At 45.8% G+C, this 18,812-nt stretch carries 14 protein-coding genes and 1 other annotated feature; of the genes, 12 read left to right on the forward strand and 2 right to left on the reverse strand.

All coding sequences use genetic code 11. The annotated features are described in order from the left end of the window. Positions 1 to 133 precede the first annotated feature (133 nt). From rsmH to INF29_RS07540, 10 genes are all read left to right on the forward strand, one after another. Positions 134 to 1,072, forward strand: a complete 939-nt coding sequence (gene rsmH / locus INF29_RS07495; RefSeq protein WP_193485740.1) for a 16S rRNA (cytosine(1402)-N(4))-methyltransferase RsmH — start codon at positions 134 to 136, stop codon at positions 1,070 to 1,072. Positions 1,073 to 1,090: 18 nt separating this feature from the next. Then, positions 1,091 to 1,630: an FtsB family cell division protein gene (locus tag INF29_RS07500; protein WP_072850095.1), complete on the forward strand. Its 540-nt coding sequence runs from the start codon at positions 1,091 to 1,093 to the stop codon at positions 1,628 to 1,630. Positions 1,631 to 1,635: 5 nt separating this feature from the next. Further along, positions 1,636 to 3,894, forward strand: a complete 2,259-nt coding sequence (locus INF29_RS07505; protein WP_193485742.1) for a penicillin-binding transpeptidase domain-containing protein — start codon at positions 1,636 to 1,638, stop codon at positions 3,892 to 3,894. A gap of 83 nt (positions 3,895 to 3,977) precedes the next feature. Further along, positions 3,978 to 5,903, forward strand: a complete 1,926-nt coding sequence (locus tag INF29_RS07510; RefSeq protein WP_193485744.1) for a penicillin-binding transpeptidase domain-containing protein — start codon at positions 3,978 to 3,980, stop codon at positions 5,901 to 5,903. A 123-nt stretch (positions 5,904 to 6,026) separates the two neighbouring features. Next, positions 6,027 to 7,481: a UDP-N-acetylmuramoyl-L-alanyl-D-glutamate--2,6-diaminopimelate ligase gene (locus INF29_RS07515; RefSeq protein ID WP_193485745.1), complete on the forward strand. Its 1,455-nt coding sequence runs from the start codon at positions 6,027 to 6,029 to the stop codon at positions 7,479 to 7,481. Further along, on the forward strand, positions 7,478 to 8,860 hold the full coding sequence (locus INF29_RS07520) for a UDP-N-acetylmuramoyl-tripeptide--D-alanyl-D-alanine ligase (protein ID WP_193485746.1): 1,383 nt from the start codon (positions 7,478 to 7,480) through the stop codon (positions 8,858 to 8,860). The genes INF29_RS07515 and INF29_RS07520 overlap by 4 nt, the downstream gene beginning before the upstream one ends. A gap of 1 nt (position 8,861) precedes the next feature. Beyond that, positions 8,862 to 9,851 carry a phospho-N-acetylmuramoyl-pentapeptide-transferase gene (gene mraY / locus INF29_RS07525; protein WP_022364133.1) on the forward strand — a complete coding sequence of 330 codons (990 nt, stop codon included), beginning with the start codon at positions 8,862 to 8,864 and terminating at the stop codon, positions 9,849 to 9,851. A gap of 20 nt (positions 9,852 to 9,871) precedes the next feature. Beyond that, positions 9,872 to 11,233, forward strand: a complete 1,362-nt coding sequence (gene murD, locus INF29_RS07530) for a UDP-N-acetylmuramoyl-L-alanine--D-glutamate ligase (protein ID WP_193485748.1) — start codon at positions 9,872 to 9,874, stop codon at positions 11,231 to 11,233. A gap of 18 nt (positions 11,234 to 11,251) precedes the next feature. Next, on the forward strand, positions 11,252 to 12,412 hold the full coding sequence (ftsW, locus tag INF29_RS07535) for a putative lipid II flippase FtsW (protein ID WP_193485750.1): 1,161 nt from the start codon (positions 11,252 to 11,254) through the stop codon (positions 12,410 to 12,412). A gap of 66 nt (positions 12,413 to 12,478) precedes the next feature. Next, positions 12,479 to 12,699 (forward strand) — a binding site (T-box leader). Positions 12,700 to 12,739: 40 nt separating this feature from the next. Next, the gene (locus INF29_RS07540) at positions 12,740 to 15,373 is read left to right on the forward strand and encodes a valine--tRNA ligase (protein WP_193485759.1); all 2,634 of its coding nucleotides are present in this window, start codon (positions 12,740 to 12,742) and stop codon (positions 15,371 to 15,373) included. Positions 15,374 to 15,599: 226 nt separating this feature from the next. Here the strand turns inward: INF29_RS07540 and INF29_RS07545 are convergent, their stop codons facing one another. Then, the gene (locus tag INF29_RS07545; protein ID WP_072850081.1) at positions 15,600 to 16,169 is read right to left on the reverse strand and encodes a hypothetical protein; all 570 of its coding nucleotides are present in this window, start codon (positions 16,167 to 16,169) and stop codon (positions 15,600 to 15,602) included. Between the two features lie 56 nt (positions 16,170 to 16,225). Continuing rightward, positions 16,226 to 16,825, reverse strand: a complete 600-nt coding sequence (locus tag INF29_RS07550; RefSeq protein ID WP_072850079.1) for a cytidylate kinase-like family protein — start codon at positions 16,823 to 16,825, stop codon at positions 16,226 to 16,228. A 184-nt stretch (positions 16,826 to 17,009) separates the two neighbouring features. Between INF29_RS07550 and INF29_RS07555 the strand changes: the two genes are divergently transcribed. Both INF29_RS07555 and INF29_RS07560 read left to right on the forward strand, forming a co-directional pair. Beyond that, on the forward strand, positions 17,010 to 17,441 hold the full coding sequence (locus INF29_RS07555) for a MarR family winged helix-turn-helix transcriptional regulator (protein ID WP_072850077.1): 432 nt from the start codon (positions 17,010 to 17,012) through the stop codon (positions 17,439 to 17,441). After that, positions 17,441 to 18,727: a cytidylate kinase family protein gene (locus INF29_RS07560; protein WP_193485761.1), complete on the forward strand. Its 1,287-nt coding sequence runs from the start codon at positions 17,441 to 17,443 to the stop codon at positions 18,725 to 18,727. The genes INF29_RS07555 and INF29_RS07560 overlap by 1 nt, the downstream gene beginning before the upstream one ends. Positions 18,728 to 18,812 lie beyond the last annotated feature (85 nt).

Consider the following 18,812-nt stretch of genomic DNA (forward strand, 5'->3'; position numbering starts at 1 on the left):
TGACTAGAACTTTTGCCTGATTGACACTGGGACAATTATATCATGGGTTTAATGAAGCCTATTGAACAAAGTAACTATTAAATTTTATATAAGAATAATGGTATCTAAAGATACTATACGAGGAGTGTTATTATTGGAATTTCATCATGTTTCCGTTCTGCTGCAGGAATGTATCGACGGACTTTGTATCAAACCTGACGGCATTTATGTAGATGGTACCACTGGCGGCGGCGGTCATTCGCTGGAAATCGCAAAGCGGCTCACCACCGGCAGACTGATTTGTATCGATCAGGATCTCAATGCCCATGCGGCTGCAAAAGAGCGGCTGAAAGATCATTTGGACAAGATCACTTTTGTACATGACAATTTTGGAAATATTGGTTCCATATTGGACGAGCTTGGCATTGACCGTATTGGCGGCATGCTTATGGATATTGGTGTATCTTCTCACCAGCTGGATGAGGCGGAACGTGGTTTCTCCTATCAGCAGGACGCGCCATTGGACATGCGTATGGATGCCACAAAGCCTTTCAGCGCTTATGATGTAGTCAATACATACAGCGAAGCCGATCTGGATCGAATCATTTTTACTTATGGGGAAGAACGCTGGGCAAAACGCATCGCCCAGTTTATTGTGGCAGAGCGTGCCAACAAGCCCATCGAAACCACCGGAGAGCTGGTGGATGTTATCAAAAAAGCTGTGCCAAAGGGAGCCAGAAAAGACGGTCCCCATCCGGCAAAACGTACTTTTCAGGCAATTCGAATTGAAGTCAATGGAGAACTGGATGTGCTGGAGAGAGCCATCGATCAGGCAGCACATCGCCTGACAGAAGGCGGCAGACTCTGCATCATCACATTCCATTCTCTGGAAGACCGCATTGTAAAAGAAGCGTATCGCAGACAGGAAAATCCCTGCATCTGCCCGCCGCAGTTTCCTGTTTGTGTCTGCGGACGGAAACCTGTTGGCAGGGTGATTACAAGAAAGCCAATTGTGCCATCCAAAGAGGAACTGGCAGAAAACCATCGCTCCAGAAGCGCGAAACTGCGTATTTTGGAAGGATTGGGAGAATAAAAAACAGAGGTGTCGGCTATGGCAGCAAAACAGGCAAAAGAAAATAAAAAAAATGCCTACAAAGGCTCTTACTATACATATGGCAACGTAGCATATGAATTACAGCCGGATTATGCGCCCTACTATGAAGACGATAAAAAACAGCAGGAAGCCAAAGAAGCCATTCGGCAGGCAGCAGCAGAACGCAGAGAAAACCGCGTCCATGCGGCACATGTCTGCATGGTGATGCTGCTGATTTTTGCGGGATGTATCGCGTTTATGGGTGCAACGGTTATTGTAAAAAATCAGGAGGTGCAGATTCGAGAAAAGAAAGACGAGCTGGCAACGCTGAAATCGCAGAACGCGATTTTAGAAGCGGAACTTGCGGAACAGGTGGATCTGGAATACATCAAACAGGAAGCCATCAATCGACTGGGCATGGCAGAACCACAGCCTTATCAGATTGTTTATATTGATGTTCCAAAAGACAGCTATACCATTCAGTATGCAGCTGATGAAGTGGTAGAGGAGGAACCTTCCTTTATCGCATCCATATTGAATCTATTTAAAAAGGACTGATGTAAATGAGAAAATCCAGCGGGGGAATAAGGGCGAATGGAAGATTTGCTTTTATTCTCTTTGCATTTTTTGCGGCATTTGCCCTGATGTTTGGCAGAGTGCTGTATATGAAAGTTGTTCATGGCGCGGAGTATGAAGCGGCGGCAAAGAACCAGCAGATCAACCGCTATGACATTACCATTCCTCCCAACAGAGGCAGTATTTTGGACCGAAATAATCAGGTACTTGCCATCAGTACCACAGTTTATAATGTGGCGCTGGACTCTTTGCAGTTGGCAGAAGTTGCAGAGTTAAGCCCTGAGGAACAGGAAAAGACGTTAACCACTCTTTGCGAATATTTCCCGGAACTGGATTACAACACATTGAAACAGTATGTAACCATTAATCCGGAAACTGGGGAACTGTATATGAATAACCATTGGAAATACCTTGTGAAAGGTATTGAGCGCAGTGTGAAAGAAGAACTGGAAGCCATGAACCTGAAAGGCGTTTATTTTGAAAAAAGCAGTAAACGCTCTTATCCGCTGAACAGTTCCGCCTGCCATCTGGTTGGTTTTACCCGTGGTGACGCACAGTGGGGACTGGAAGGATATTACAACAGCTATATGGAAGGAACCCCGGGACGGTCTTTCATCCTTTACAATGGCGCAGATTCCGTTGTCCATCAGGATTATGACGCAAAAGATGGGGATACCATCATCACCACCATCGACTATAATATCCAGAAGATTGCGGAAGAAGTGGTGGCAGAAACAGCGGCGGAATGGCCCGCCAAAAACGTGGCAGCTATGGTTATGGACCCTTATACAGGTGAAGTATATGCCATGGCGGAATCCCACTCCTTTGATTTGAATAATCCCAATGAAATCCCTGAATGGGAAACAGATACCAAGTATACAGAAAACTGGGATCAGCTCAGCAGTGAAGAACAGCTGGAATACCTGAATACCATGTGGAAAAACTTCTGTGTCAGCGATACCTATGAACCCGGGTCTATTTTCAAACCCATGCTGGTAGCAGCTGCATTGGAGGAAGGTGTTATTACACCAAACTCCAGTTTCCAGTGTAATGGGTATACAGACATCGGCGGTTACCGCATCAAATGTCACTTGGTAAGCGGTCACGGAAATATCAATGTAGAACAGATTATGGCGCAGTCCTGTAATATGGGCGTTATCCAGATTGCAAATCTGCTGGGGGCAGATAAATTCTACGAATACCAGAGAGAATTTGGTTTCGGTGATTATACCGGCATTGACTTGCCCGGTGAAGCAGCTGGTCAGCTCCATAGCAAAGAAAGTATTGGTCCGACTGAATTGGCAACCATGTCCTTCGGTCAGACATTCAACTGCACCAGCATTCAGGTCATTGCAGCATTCTCTTCTTTGATCAACGGAGGTAATCTGGTGAAACCCCATGTGGTATCTCAGATTGTGGATGCCGATGGCAATGTGGTGCTGGAAAACGATACAGAAGTGGTACGTCGTGTCATTTCTGAAAAAACATCCGCATATATGCGGACAGCGCTGAAAGCCACAGTTGAAAACGGTTTGGCAAAGAAACTGCAGATTGACGGTTATTCTATCGGTTGTAAAACAGGTACCGCGGAACAGGGTTCTCGTACCAATGACGATTTGTGGGCACTGAGTAACATGTCTTATTTCCCTGCGGAAAATCCCAAATACATTGTATTCACTGTTATCAACCAGCCCAGTGATTATGTAGAAGGCGTGCAGACACCCACACCTATGACCAAAAAACTCATTGAAGGCATCATCAAATATGATAACCTGGAACCTACACAGCCTGTAGAAGATGAAGCAAACCTGTCTCAGAATAAAACTGTCACCGTTGCAGATTATACAGACAGCGTTATTTTCGATGTTATCGGTGATCTGGATGGGAAAGAACTGACATATAAAGTAGTGGGCAACGGCAATACCGTTGTAAATCAGGTGCCGAAAGGCGGAACCACCGTGGATGTAGGCAGTGAAGTCATCCTGTATGTACAGCGTTCCGAAGAAGACACTGGTACCGTCAGCGTGCCGAATGTTGTTGGCAAAAACTATGAACAGGCAGAAACCACGCTGACAAATGCAGGCTTTACTGTGGCATTTGAAGGGGATCAATCGGGAACTGTCACCGCACAAGATCCTAAGTATGGTGTATCTGTAGCAAAGGGAAGCGAAGTTATGCTGACCCTTGAAATTCCGGAAAAAACGGACACATCCACAGATACAACGGGTACGCAGACGACCCAATAACCAAACCCAAAGAAAACGCATAGACTCCTTGCTTTTTCCATATATTTGCTAATAAGGACATTGGAAAAGGCAGGGAGTTTTCTATGGAAAGACCAACGGTCGGTGAAAAACGCCGGCTTTTGATTTATCTGCTCTGCTGTATACTGGCGTTTCTGGTGCTGGCAGGGCGCCTGGTTTATATCGAAGTGTTTCGTGCGTCCCAGTGGCAGGAAATGGCTTATGAACAGCAGACCAGAGATCGTTTGATTACTGCGAAACGCGGCGATATTCTGGACAGAAACGGCGTCGGTATTGCCGAAACCCAGACAGTGTCGGCAGTCAGTGTTGTTCCGGCAGAGGTGAAAGAAAAAGAAGAAACAGCAAAGTTTCTGGCGGATACGCTGGAACTGGATTATGATGAAGTGCTGGAGAAAGTCCAGCAGAAAGTAGCGTTGGTACGGATTCAGTCAAAAGTGGATACGGAAACGGCGCAGACCATCCGGCAGGCGGATTTGCCGGGGGTAAAGGTGGACGAAGATGTCCAGCGGATTTATCCTTTCGGAGAACTGGCGGCACAGGTGGTTGGCTTTGTAGGCAAAGACAATCAGGGCATCATTGGGCTGGAAGCCAAGTATGACGATGTGTTGGAAGGGGAACAGGGGAAGATATTGACCCTGACAGATGCCAAAGGTCATGAACTGACAGCCGAACAGGAACGGATTCCGCCAGTGGATGGTGGAAATCTGGTGACAACATTGGATGTGACCATACAGCAGTATGCGGAACAGACATTGGCAAAAACAGTGGAATCCAAACAGGCGAAAAAAGGCTCTCTCATTGTGATGAACCCACAAAATGGGGAGATTTACGCCATGGCGAATTATCCCTCTTTTGACTTGAATGAGCCTTTTACCATCAACGACTCGGAATTAGCGGCAGTGTGGGAAGGGCTTTCTTCCAAGGAGCAGAGTGACGCCCTCAATACCATGTGGCGCAATTCTGCCATCAACGATACATATGAGCCGGGGAGTATTTTCAAAATCATCACTTCCGTAGCAGGTCTGGAAGAAGGCGTTGTGACGCCGGAATCCACTTTTTACTGTCCGGGGTATCATGTGGCAGGGGATCGGCAGATCAAATGCTGGCGATATCCCAGAACCCATGGTTCAGAAACATTTGCAGAAGGGGTGCAAAATTCCTGTAACCCGGTGTTTATGGAAATTGCGGAGCGGCTAGGCGCGGAAACCTTTCTGGATTATGTGGAAAAACTGGGCTTTCGGGAAAAAACAGGCATTGATCTGGCTGGGGAAGCTACGGGCATTATCCATGAACTGAAAAACGTAGGTCCTGTGGAACTTGCCACCATGTCTTTTGGTCAGTCTTTCCAGATTACACCTTTGCAATTGATGCGGTCTGTTTCTGCGGCAGTAAACGGCGGCTATCTGATAACACCCCATATTGGCTATGGTATTGCCGATGAAAATGGCAATTTGACAGAAACATTTTCCTATGAAAAAGGGGAACTGGTGCTTTCCAAGGAAACTTCCGAAACCATGAAAACCATATTGGAAAGCGTTGTGACAGAAGGCACTGCAACCAAAGCGGCAGTGGAAGGATACCGCATCGGCGGCAAAACAGCCACATCAGAAAAACTTCCACGCAGAAGCGGAAAGTACATTGCTTCTTTCATGACATTTGCACCGGCAAACGATCCACAGGTTATGGTGTTCCTGATGATTGATGAACCGCAAGGCGTATATTACGGCGGTACCGTTGGTGGTCCTGCCATGCAGGAAATGCTGCAAAATATCCTGCCTTATCTGGGCATTCCCAAAGAAGGAGAAATATCAGAGGATGCTGTGGTGGTTGTGCCGGATGTAACGGGAATGACTATGGCGGAAGCGAAGAACGCCCTTTGGCAGGCAGGACTGACAGCCCAGACGGATGAGGGGGAAACTGTTGTTTCTCAGCTCCCTCCCGCAGGACAGGAAGTCAACCGGGGGACAAAAGTTCTGCTCTACGGGACATAAAGAAAAAAGCGAATAAAAATGCGGAAGAATCGAAAAAAAATCATTCTTTTTCCGTTCCTTCCAGTTTTTTATGATATAATAAACAGATGCGAAAAAAAGCAACACCCAAAGGAGGAAAATACAGTGTTATTGCAAAAACTGTTAGAGGGTATTCCTTATAAAATGTTACAGGGAATCGATGGGGCAGAAATCAAAATGCCCGTTTACGATTCCCGAAAAGTACAGCCCGGCGACTTGTTTGTCTGCATCACAGGCTTTCAGACAGACGGCCACCGCTATATTCCCATGGCGCTGGAAAAAGGTGCGGCAGCCCTTTTGGTAGAACACGCTGTGGAAGATGTACCGGAAAACATCACAGTGATTCAGACAGAAAACAACCGTCAGGCATTGGCGGCGCTGTCTGCCAATTTTTATGACCATCCCACACAGAAAATCCGTGTGACAGGTGTCACCGGCACTAACGGCAAAACTACCATCACCTATCTGGTGCGTTCTGTGCTGGAACGGGTAGGCAGAAAAACAGGTGTTATCGGCACCATCGAAAACCGCATTGGGGATAAAGTCATCCCTACAGAACGGACAACGCCGGAATCTTTGGAATTGCAGGCATTGATGGAACAGATGCGTCAGGAAGATGTAACAGATGTCATTATGGAAGTTTCTTCCCACTCTCTGGATTTGCATCGCGTGGACGGCATTGCTTATGATGTGGCAGTGTTTACCAACCTGACACAGGATCATCTGGATTATCATAAAACCATGGAAAATTATAAAATTGCCAAGAGTATGCTCTTTGAACGGAGCAAAAAGAGCGTCATCAATATTGACGATGCCGCTGGTGATTTTATGGTGGAAAAATCCGCTGGAGAAGTGCTGACTTATGCCATCGACAAAGCGGCAGACCTGAAGGCAGAGGATATTTCCATTACAGCAGAAGGCACTGCCTTTACAGTGGTATATGAAGGAAAACGCTATGGTGTGAAATTGCACACACCCGGCAGATTCAGCGTATATAATGGACTGGGTGCTATCGGCGCTTGCCTGTGTCTGGGCGTGGAAATGGAAGACATTCTGGCTGGTCTGGCAGAAAACCCTGGCGTGGCAGGTCGTTTCCAGACAGTACGCAGCAAAAAAGGCTGTCAGGCGGTGGTGGACTATGCCCATACACCTGATGGACTGGAAAACGTGCTGAAAACAGCCAAAGAATTTACCAAAGGCAAACTGATTGCGGTCTTTGGTTGCGGTGGTGACAGAGATAAGACAAAACGCCCCATCATGGGACGCATTGGCGGACAGTACGCGGATTACTGCATCATCACATCCGATAATCCTCGTACCGAGGACCCGGAACAGATTTTGCGGGAAGTGGAAGCAGGCACAAAGGAAACTGGTTGTGCCTACGAAAAACAGGTTGACCGGAGAAAAGCCATTGTGCGTGCCGTAGAACTGGCACAGGCAGGAGATGTCATTCTCATTGCCGGCAAGGGCCATGAAACCTATCAGATTTTCCCGGATAAAACCATTCATTTTGACGATGTAGAAGAAGTGCGAAACGCGTTTGGAGATGATTGCTTATGAAAAAACTGACCATTCAGGAAATTGCCAATGCCACCCATGCACGGATTCTGGCAGCAAATTTAGAAGAGGCACAGCAGAAAACCATCTGTCATGTGACACAGGATTCCCGTCAGGCAGGGGAAGAAAGCCTCTTTGTGCCTTTGAAAGGCAAAAATTCCGACGGACATGATTACCTGAAAAGCTGCATGGAAAAAGGCGTTGCCGCATGTTTTACGGAACGTGAAATGACACCGGAAAATGGCTGCGTGCTGCTTCTGGTGGAAAACGCGAGAGCGGCTATGTTACAGTTGGCAAAATATTATCGCAGTCTATTTGATATTCCCGTTGTGGGCATCACAGGCAGCGTTGGCAAGACTACCACAAAGGATATGATTGCTTCTGTACTTTCTCAGAAATACAATACTTTGTGGACACTGGGAAATTTCAATAATGACCTTGGTGTGCCTCTGACATTGTTCCGTCTGGAAGAAGGTCATGAAGCTGCTGTCATTGAAATGGGCATGAACCATTTTGGGGAAATCCATCGTCTGGTGGATGTGGTACGTCCCCAGATTGGTGTCATTTCCAATGTTGGCGTTGCCCATATTGAACATTTGGGCAGCCGGGAAGGCATTTTGAAAGCAAAATGTGAATTGTTCGATTTTATGGATGAAAATAATGTTGCTGTGCTCAACGGCGATAACGATATGCTGGCGACATTGGATGGTAAACTTTCTCAGAAAGTGCGCTGGTTTGGTGTGGAAAATAAACGGGATGTTTACGCGGACAACATCGAAGCTGTTGGTCTGGAACATACCAGATGCACCATTCATACACCTGTGGGCAGCATGGACGTAGTGATTCCCATGCCCGGCGCACACATGGTGCTCAATGCTCTTTCTGCCGTAACCGTAGGGCTGGAGATGGGCTTTACATTGGATGAAATCAAAGGGGGCATTGAAAACTTCGTGCCCACAAAAGACCGTATGACCATTATGCGTCTGGAAAACGGTCTGACATTGCTGAATGATGTATATAACTCCAATCCAGTTTCTGCTAAGGCTTCTTTGGATATCCTCAAAGATGTGGAAGGCAGAAGCGTGGCATTCCTAGGCTTTATGGGAGAACTGGGCGAATTTGCGCCTCAGATGCACCGGGAAGTTGGGGCTTACGCGGCAGAAAAAGGCATTGACCTTTTGATTTGTATTGGCAACCATTCCGACCAGATGGCGGCAGGCGCAAAAGATGCCGGCATGAAAGAAGTGTATCGTTTTGACACACAGGAAGAATTCTGGGAAAAGGGTCTGGATTTGCTGAAAAAAGGAGATACAATTTTGTTGAAAGCATCCCGCAGCATGGGATTTGAAAAAACAGTAGAGAAATTGCAAGGAGTGAAATAAAGTGGGTTCTTTGGAACAGGCGGTTTACGCCATATTGATAGCCTTTGTCATTGGGGTGATTTTGTGTCCCATTCTGATTCCGGTACTGCATAAAATGAAGTTCGGGCAGAATGTCCGGGATGATGGCCCTCAGACACATCTGCAGAAACAGGGTACGCCTACCATGGGCGGTATTGCCTTTTTGATCGCTTTCGTGGTGGCATCCTTCTTCTTTTTGAAGGGAAACACCGATGGCATTGCGGTGGTACTGATGACACTGTGTTATGGTATCATTGGCTTTTTGGATGACTATATCAAAGTTGTGAAAAAACGTTCTCTGGGTCTGCGTGCATGGCAGAAACTGGCATTGCAGCTCATTGTAACAGCTGTATTCTGCTGGTATGTGATGATGAAAAGTGGTATTGGCACAGCCATTTACATTCCCTTTACCAATGGTATGGAACTGGATCTGGGTATTTTGTTTGTGCCTTTCCTCTTTATTGCGGTACTGGGTACTGTCAACGGTGTCAACCTGACAGACGGTCTGGATGGTCTGGCTGGCGGCGTAACCCTCATTGTAGCGGCGTTCTTTATGATTGTGTCCTGGGCAGCAGGCAGCATGATTTCTCCTGTCTGCGGGGCAATCGTTGGCGCACTGCTGGCATTTTTGCTCTTTAACTGCTATCCTGCCAAAGTGTTCATGGGGGATACAGGCTCTCTGGCGCTGGGCGGCTTTGTGGCTGCAACGGCTTTTGTGCTGAAAATGCCTATTTTCATTGTCATCGTTGGTTTTGTTTATCTGTGGGAATCTATCACAGTTATGCTGCAGGTAGGTTGGTTCAAGATTACAAAACGCAAATACGGCGAAGGCAGACGTCTGTTCAAAATGGCGCCTTTCCATCATCATCTGGAACAGTGCGGATGGAGAGAAACAAAGGTTGTGACTTTGTTCTATGTAGTGACTGCTCTGCTGTGCCTGCTGGGCTTCTTGGGCAGTAAAGCAATGTTTTAACGGAAAGAAGGAAAAAATCCATGAAATATACAGGAAAACGTGCCCTGGTATGCGGCATGGCAAAAAGCGGTATTGCGGCAGCGGCTCTGCTGCAGAAACTGGGTGCAGTGGTTACATTGCAGGATATGAAAGAACGTGACGCCGTTCCTGCGGCAGCACTGGAACTGGAAAAAGAAGGCGTTGCCCTTTATACAGGGAAGAACCCCGATGATATTGCATGTGAACAGGGTCTGATCGTACTCAGTCCCGGTATCCCCTGTGACCTGCCTTTCATTGAAGCGGCAGAAGCAGCTGGCGTAGAAGTCATCAGCGAAGTGGAACTGGCTTATAGAGAAACCACTTGCCCCATCACAGCAATCACAGGCACCAATGGGAAAACAACAACCACAACCCTCACAGGGGAAATTATGAAAGCTGTTCGCCCGAATACAGCAGTGGTAGGGAATATCGGTGTGCCTTACAGTGAAAAGGTACAGGGCTTGACAGAACAGGATTGGGTCGTTGCGGAAATCAGCAGCTTCCAGATGGAAAAAGCAAAAGAATTCCATCCCCACATCAGCGCGGTGCTGAATATCACCCCTGACCACCTGAACAGACACAAAACCATGGAAGTTTACATTGCCATGAAAGAACGTGTTTTTGCGAAACAGACAGCAGAAGATTTCTGCATTTTGAATTATGAAGACGAAACATGCCGGAAAATGGCAGACAAAACCGCTGCAAAGGTATTTTTCTTCAGCAGCGCACAGCCTTTGGCAGAAGGCATTTACCTGCAGGACAAAGATATTTTTGTAAAATGGCAGGGTATCGACGAAAAGCTGATTTCTGTGGATGAATTACAGATTTTGGGCGTGCATAACTATGAAAACGTCATGGCAGCAGCAGCTATGGGCATTTGCGCAGGCGTGGCGCTGGATACCATCCGTCAGGTACTGAAATCCTTTGCGGGCGTAGAACACCGTATTGAGTATGTAGCAACCGTAGATGGCGTTGATTACTATAACGATTCTAAGGGCACAAACACAGATGCGTCCATCCGTGCTGTCCTTGCCATGCAGAAACCCATTGTGCTCATTGGCGGCGGCTATGACAAAGGCGTTTCTTTTGACGACTGGACAAAGCTGTTCCCCGGCAGAGTCAAACATCTGGTACTCATCGGTGTAACAGCACCGCAGATTCGTGCGTCTGCGGAAAAATTCGGCTTTACGGCAATGACAGACTGCGAAACCTTTGCGGAAGCCGTAGATCTGTGCAGGGAAAAGGCAGAACCTGGTGATTGTGTGCTCCTTTCTCCCGCATGTGCAAGCTGGGGCATGTTTGATAACTACGAACAGCGCGGCGAAATGTTCAAAGAACAGGTTCGCTCCTATTTGCAGAAATAAACAAAGCGAGGTGGTAACATGGAACAGACCAGACAGGGAAAGGCAGGAAGAAAACCGCATAAAAAAAGAGTGAAAGCGGATACCTATGACTTCGGGCTGTTTTTCGTGGTACTGACGCTGGTATTGTTCGGCGTTGTCATGATTTTCAGCGCCAGTTATTATGAAACCATGTCCAGTAAAGAATATGGATATGATATGTTTTATTACTTGAAACGACAGGGCATGTGGGCAGTCGTGGGGACGGTTGGCATGATCGTTGCCATGAATGTGCCTTACCAGCTCTGGAAGAAGTTTTCCTTGATGCTGTACTGGATTTCCAATGGTCTGCTGGCAATCCTGCCTTTTGTCGGGAAAAATGTAAAAGGGCAGACCCGTTGGATTGAAATCGGTCCTTTGCAGTTCCAGCCTTCGGAATTTACCAAGGTTGCGGTTATACTGTATTTGTCTTACTATGTCATCAACCATCGGAAGGAATTGGGCAATCTGAAAGGATTTGCAAAAGCGGCAGGGATTCTGGCGATTCCAGTGGTACTGATTGCTATGACAAACTTCTCATCAGCCCTTTTGCTGCTTATGGTTGGTGTAACGATTCTGTTTGTTGCCAGCCCCAGAATCTGGTACTTTGTGGCAGGCATTGGCGCACTGGTGCCCTTTGTGGCAGTTATGGTCATTTTGCCACAGTTCCGCTATCGTCTGACCCGTATCACCACATGGCTGGACCCTTGGTCTGATTTGCAGGGGAATGGCTATCAGACGGTACAGTCTTTGTATGCAGTGGCATCTGGCGGTCTGTTTGGCGTAGGGCTGGGACAAAGCCGACAGAAATCATTTATCCCAGAAGCCCATAACGATATTATCTTTGCGATCATTTGTGAAGAACTGGGGCTCATTGGCGCGGCGTTGGTGATTATCCTTTTTGCAGTAGTGGTTTGGCGGGGCATTCGCATTGCCATGAACGCACGGGATAATTATGGGATGCTGGTGGCAACGGGCATTACATCTGTGGTGGCATATCAGTCTTTGATTAACATCGGCGTTGTAACCAATACCATTCCAAATACAGGGCAGCCTTTGCCGTTTATCAGTTACGGCGGCACGGCGCTGGTATTCCTGATGGGGATGATGGGGATATTGCTGAATATATCAAAGTATCCAAAGGATATGAAGAATACAGAATAATTTACAAAAAGCTATTGACAAATTTGTTCGTATTGAATAAAATGCTAAAGTATAAGATTCCATACAGCAAAAGCAAAGAAAAAGAGGAGTATGCGGATTCCGTCCCGCCAGAGAGAAAAATCCATGGGCTGCAAGGTTTTTCGGGAGCAGGCACGCAGAAGGTAGCTTTGGAGCTGTTCCGCTGAAAAAATAAGTAGGTGGAAACGGGTGGTTCCGTTACAGACCGAGAGTGTCCGTCAAGTTTTTTGACGGGAAATAAGGTGGTACCGCGAGCTTTCGTCCTTTGGGAGGAAAGCTCTTTTTTTATGAAACGAAGGAGGAGAAAACGTGAGAGAACTGGCAAAGAATTTTGATCCCGCAGCAGTAGAGGACAGACTCTATGCGATGTGGATGGAAAGAAAATATTTCCACACAAAAATCGATAAAAGCAAAAAACCTTATTGTATCGTAATGCCGCCCCCGAACATCACTGGGCAGCTGCACATGGGTCATGCACTGGATAACACCATGCAGGATATCCTGATCCGTTGGAAAAGAATGGCTGGCTACAATGCACTGTGGGTTCCCGGCATTGACCATGCAAGTATTTCCACAGAACTGAAAGTCGTACAGAAAATGGCTTCCGAAGGTCTGACCAAAGAAGATGTAGGTCGTGAAGGTTTCCTGGAACGTGCCTGGGCTTGGAAAGAAGAATACGGCGGCATCATCCTGAATCAGCTGCGCAAACTGGGCTGCTCCTGTGACTGGGAACGCGTACGTTTCACCATGGACGAAGGCTGCTCCGACGCCGTTTTGGAAGTATTCTGCCGTCTGTATGAAAAAGGCTATATCTATCGTGGTGAAAAGATCATCAACTGGTGCCCTGAATGTCAGACCACTATTTCTGACGCAGAAGTTAACCATGTGGAAACAGCAGGTCATTTCTACCACATTGAATATCCCATCGTAGGCTCCGATGAAAGACTGTGTCTGGCAACAACTCGTCCCGAAACCATGATGGGCGACGTTGCTGTTGCGGTTCATCCTGAAGACGAACGTTATCAGCACCTCATCGGCAAGACATGTATCCTGCCTTTGATGAACAAAGAAATCCCCATTGTTGCGGATGAATATGTTGACCGTGAATTCGGTACTGGTGTTGTAAAAATTACACCTGCTCATGACCCTAACGACTTTGAAGTTGGTGTACGTCATAACCTGCCTCGTATCAACGTTATGAACGACGATGGTACTATGAACGAAAAAGCAGGCAAATATGCAGGCATGGATCGTATGGAAGCCAGAAAAGCAGTGGTAGAAGACCTGAAAGAACAGGGCTATCTGGTAGAAATCGAAGACATCACCCATGCAGTAGGCTGCCATGAAAGATGTAATGTTCCCATCGAACCCCTGATCAAACTGCAGTGGTTTGTACGTATGGACGAACTGGCAAAACCTGCTATGGAAGTATATGAACAGCAGAAACTGCGCTTTGTTCCCGATCGTTTCGGTAAAGTATATATGCACTGGCTGGAAAACATCCGTGACTGGTGTATTTCCCGTCAGCTGTGGTGGGGTCATCGTATTCCCGCTTACTACTGCGATGAATGCGGTCATATCACTGTAAGCAAACATGCACCTGAAAAATGTGAAAAATGCGGCAGCACAAAACTGCATCAGGATGAAGATACACTGGATACATGGTTCAGCTCTGCGCTGTGGCCTTTCTCCACACTGGGCTGGCCCAATGAAACAGAAGATTTGAAACACTTCTATCCTACAAGCACACTGATCACTGGCTATGATATCATCTTCTTCTGGGTTGTTCGTATGGTATTCTCCGGTATGGAAAATATGCACGAAGTACCTTTCCATGATGTATTGATCCATGGTCTGATCCGTGACGATCAGGGCAGAAAGTTCTCAAAATCTCTGGGCAATGGTATCGATCCTCTGGAAGTTATCGCAAACTACGGTGCTGATCCTCTGCGTCTGATGCTGATCACCGGTAACGCACCCGGTAACGACATGCGTTTCTATTGGGAAAGACTGGACAACTGCCGTAACTTCTGCAACAAGATCTGGAACGCAAGCCGTTTCGTGATGATGAACATGGACGAAAAACAGGAAACAAAACTGCTGATGCTTACATCTGCAGATAAATGGATTCTGTCCAAAGTAAATACCCTGGCAAAAGATGTTTCCGAAAATCTGGAACATTATGAACTGGGTCTGGCTGCACAGAAGATTTACGATTTCCTGTGGGATGAATTCTGTGACTGGTATATTGAAATGGTAAAACCTCGTCTGTACAACAAAGACGACAGCACAAGAGAAGCAGCACTGTGGACACTGAAAACAGTTCTCATCAACGCTCTGAAGATGCTGCATCCTTTTATGCCTTATATCACAGAAGAACTGTTCCAGCATATTCAGGACGAAGAAGAAAGCATCATGATTTCCGATTGGCCTGTTTATAAAGAAGAATGGAACTACAAAGAAAACGAAGAAGAAATCGATACTATCAAAGAAGCAGTTCGTAACATCCGTAACATCCGTGCGGAAATGAACGTTGCACCTTCCAAGAAAGTACAGGTATTTGTTGTTTCTGATAAGGAAGAAGTAAGAGCGATCTTTGAACACAGCAAAGTATTCTTCAAAACACTGGGTCATGCCAGCGAAGTAACTGTACAGGCTGACAAAGCAGGTATCGGCGAAGATGCTGTTTCCGTAGTGACCAGCAACGCAACCATTTACATGCCTCTGGCAGAACTGGTTGACATTGAAAAAGAAGTAGAGCGTCTGACAAAAGAAAAAGAAAAAATGCTCAAAGAAATCGAAAGAGTAGAAAAGAAACTGGCAAACCAGGGCTTTGTATCCAAAGCGCCTCAGAAAGTCATCGACGAAGAAAAGGCAAAAGAAGAAAAATACAAAGCAACACTGGCACAGGTGGAAGAACGTCTGGCACAGCTTCAGAAATAATGAGATATAAAAAGGGATAAAACCGAAAAGCAACTTCCTCTTAAGAAAACATTGATTTTTGCTTCTTTGATTTCTTAAGAGGAATTGCGACAGCTGTCTTCAGAAGAAAACAGATCAAATAAAATCTCAATATCATAAGAAAGCCGAAATCCTTTGTCATGATAAGGATTTCGGCTTTCTTTGTTTTCTTCTGAAGATGCCCCTAAGGTTTTATCCCTTTTTGTATTTACTTGGTTTTGGGGCTTGCCCAAAGGAGAAAGTCTATTTTCTTTGTGGGAGTAAAGTGTTTGTATTGGGGAAAAGCGTCATCAAAAGCGGCTATGTATGATTTTGCTGTTTGGGTAGGTAAAAATTCCTGATACCATTGGAGGATATGCTCATACAGAGGAAGGGCGTTTTGGAATTTCGTTTCACAATTTGTGCCACGCAAGCGCAATTGCAGGCGATCCAGAACAATACTGTCCCAGATGGGAAAATCGGGGCACAAAGTTGCCAGCATTTTACTGGAAAAGGAACACTCTACCCGTCCTGTATGGCGGTAAAAAGTTTCCAGAATCAAAGGAAAGGTGGGAGTGCTTTCGTTTTTCCATTTCTCGAAATTCTCATAGTAAAATTTTCGCCAGTCTTCGTTGCGGCGGATGCGGTAAAAGCCATTAAACATTCTTTGGAAAGACATATCTTCAGACAGGTTTATATTTTTATAGGAGGACATGATTTTTTCGTATGTAATCAATCCTTTTTCTCTTTTGCGCAATCCTGCCAAAGCTTGTTGTATATCAATTTTTGGTTCAAACATTTAATGAGTTCCTTTCTGAAAAAAACAGCATGGTTTTCCATGCTGTTTTCTGTTGATTATCTTTTTTCTACATAGGTTTTTAAAATATATACCACATCATCCAGGCTGATTTTGGAGGTATTAATGGACAGATCATAGTTTTCCAGTTTGCCCCATTTTCTGCCTGTGAAATAGTTGTAGTATCCGGCACGCTTTTTGTCTGTTTTCAAAACGGCGCTTTCTACATTTTTTGCATCCAGCCCATACAGTTCAACGGCACGTTTGACGCGGTCTTCCAGTTCTGCGTGGATGAATACGTTGATGCAGTTGGGATTTTCAGACAGAACATAGTCTGCGGAGCGTCCAACGATGACGCAGCTGCCCTGTTCTGCAACTTCTTTGATGACCTGGGACTGTACCAGGAAGATTTTTTCATTCAAAGGCAGACCATAGGAATCTACGGTAGGTGTTAAAGTGGTTAAAGAAAGGAGCAGATTACCTGTGGAAACAGATTCCGCTTCTTTGAAGCATTCTTTAGACAGACCGGTCTTTTCTGCTGCCAGATTGATCAGTTCGTTGTCATAAAACGGAATGCCCAGTTCGTCTGCAAGTTTTTTCCCGATGATTCTGCCGCCGCTGCCATATTGACGGCTGATGGTGATGATTTTGTGGTCCATAATGACTCCCCCTCCAAAGTACCGCACAGCCAAAGTATGGGGCGGTTCTTCCAAAATTTTGTTACTTTTATTATACAATAAATACAAAAAACTTACAACCGAAATTGGGAAATGTGACTTGACCGGAGAGAGAAAAAGGTTCATAATATATTTAGCAAGCTAAATAAAAAGAGGTGTATGTTTTATGGATCACAGTTTTCATCACTGTCTGCTTTTGGCACAGACGGTGTTTCAAAAACAGGTGGTATTGGAAGCGGCAGAGCATGGGCTTTTGCCAGGACAGTCAAAAATATTGGATTATCTGCTCAGTCATGACGGCTGCGAGCAGAAATCATTGGGAGAAGCCTTTCATCTGGAAGCGGCAACGGTAACGGGCATTCTGCGCAGGATGGATGAGGCAGGGCTCATCAAAAAGCATGTAAAAGAAGGAAATCGGAAATCCCAATATGTGTTTTTGACAGAAAAGGGCAGGAAGATGGCTGCCGAAACGGTACGACCTATTATGAAATCCTGTGAAGAACAGGCTTTGGAAGGGATTACAGAAGAAGAAAAGGCAATTCTTTTGAAAGGTCTGCAAAAAATATACGAGAATATGACGAAGGGAAGCAAAAGATAATGGAGAAAGCAAAACGATATATTGTATTTTTTATTGGACTATTCATCAATGCGCTGGGGATTAGCTTTATCACAAAGGCGGATTTGGGGACATCTCCCATTTCCAGTATCCCTTATACATTGAGTTTGTATTTCCCCTTTACCTTAGGGGAATTTACAGTGGCATTCAGCGTATTTTTGATTTTGCTGCAGATTTTGCTGCTGCGGAGCAGATTTGAAAAGATACAGTTATTGCAGATACCTGTATCTTTGATTTTTGGATATTTCATCGACTTTACCATGAATCTGCTGTTCTTTTTGGCGCCGCAGAGTTATCCCACAAAATTGGTTTCTCTGTTCATCGGCTGTTTGATTCTGGGCTTTGGTGTTTATACAGAAGTGTTGGCAAACGTGGTCATGCTGCCCGGCGAAGGTTTTGTAAAAGCAGTTTGCACAGCTTTCAACCGGGAATTTGGTAAAACGAAAGTATGCTTTGACGCAAGTATGTCCATTGGTGCAGCAGTGATTTCTCTGGTATTGTTCCATCATCTGGAAGGCGTTAGAGAAGGTACCATCATTTCTGCTTTGCTTATCGGTACCATTGCTGGATTTTATGACAGAAAACTTTCTTTTCTTCCTGGATTGCTTTTCGGGGAGAAAAAATCTGAAGAAGAAAAAGAACAGACAGAACCGGAAAATGGTCTGGTCATTACCATTGCCAGAGAATATGGCAGCGGCGGACACGACATTGGCAAAGCATTGGCAAAAGAATTGGGCATTCCTTTCTACGACAGAAGCCTCATTGACATGACAGCAAAAGAAAGTGGTTTTTCCAGAGATTTTGTAGAGAAAAATGAACAGGCAGTACATAACCCCGTGCTGCAGAAAGTGCTGGCACAGTTCTATGCTTATTCCGGTGAGGATGTACCGCCGGCAGACAGACTGTTTCTGGCAGAATGGAAAGTCATTTCCGAAATTGCAGCAAAAGGAAGCTGTGTCATTGTAGGGCGTTGTGCTGATGTTATCCTGCGTCATCGTCCCCATACCATTCGTCTTTTCATCCATGCGCCGGAAGGATTCCGCAGACAGCGGGCAGAAACCAGCTATGGTCTGACTGAAGGGGAAGCGGCGGAAAAAGTACGCACCATCAATGAAGAAAGGGCAAGACATTACAAAAAATACACAGGCGGCAGCTGGGGCAGTGCGGAAAACTATCATTTATCTGTGGACAGCTCCCTTTGCGGCGTGGAAGACTGTGCAAAACTCCTTGTGGATTTCGTTCAGAAGGTGGAAAAGAACACACTTTAACGCCTTTTCGCAGAAAACCAATGTTTTTTTGCGGTTAAACTTTACTTTTTCCGCAAAAATGGTATGATAGTAGAGGAAAATTTTT

It is taken from the genome of Anaerotignum lactatifermentans (genome assembly GCF_014982935.1).
Classification (GTDB): Bacteria; Bacillota; Clostridia; order Lachnospirales; family Anaerotignaceae; genus Anaerotignum; species Anaerotignum lactatifermentans.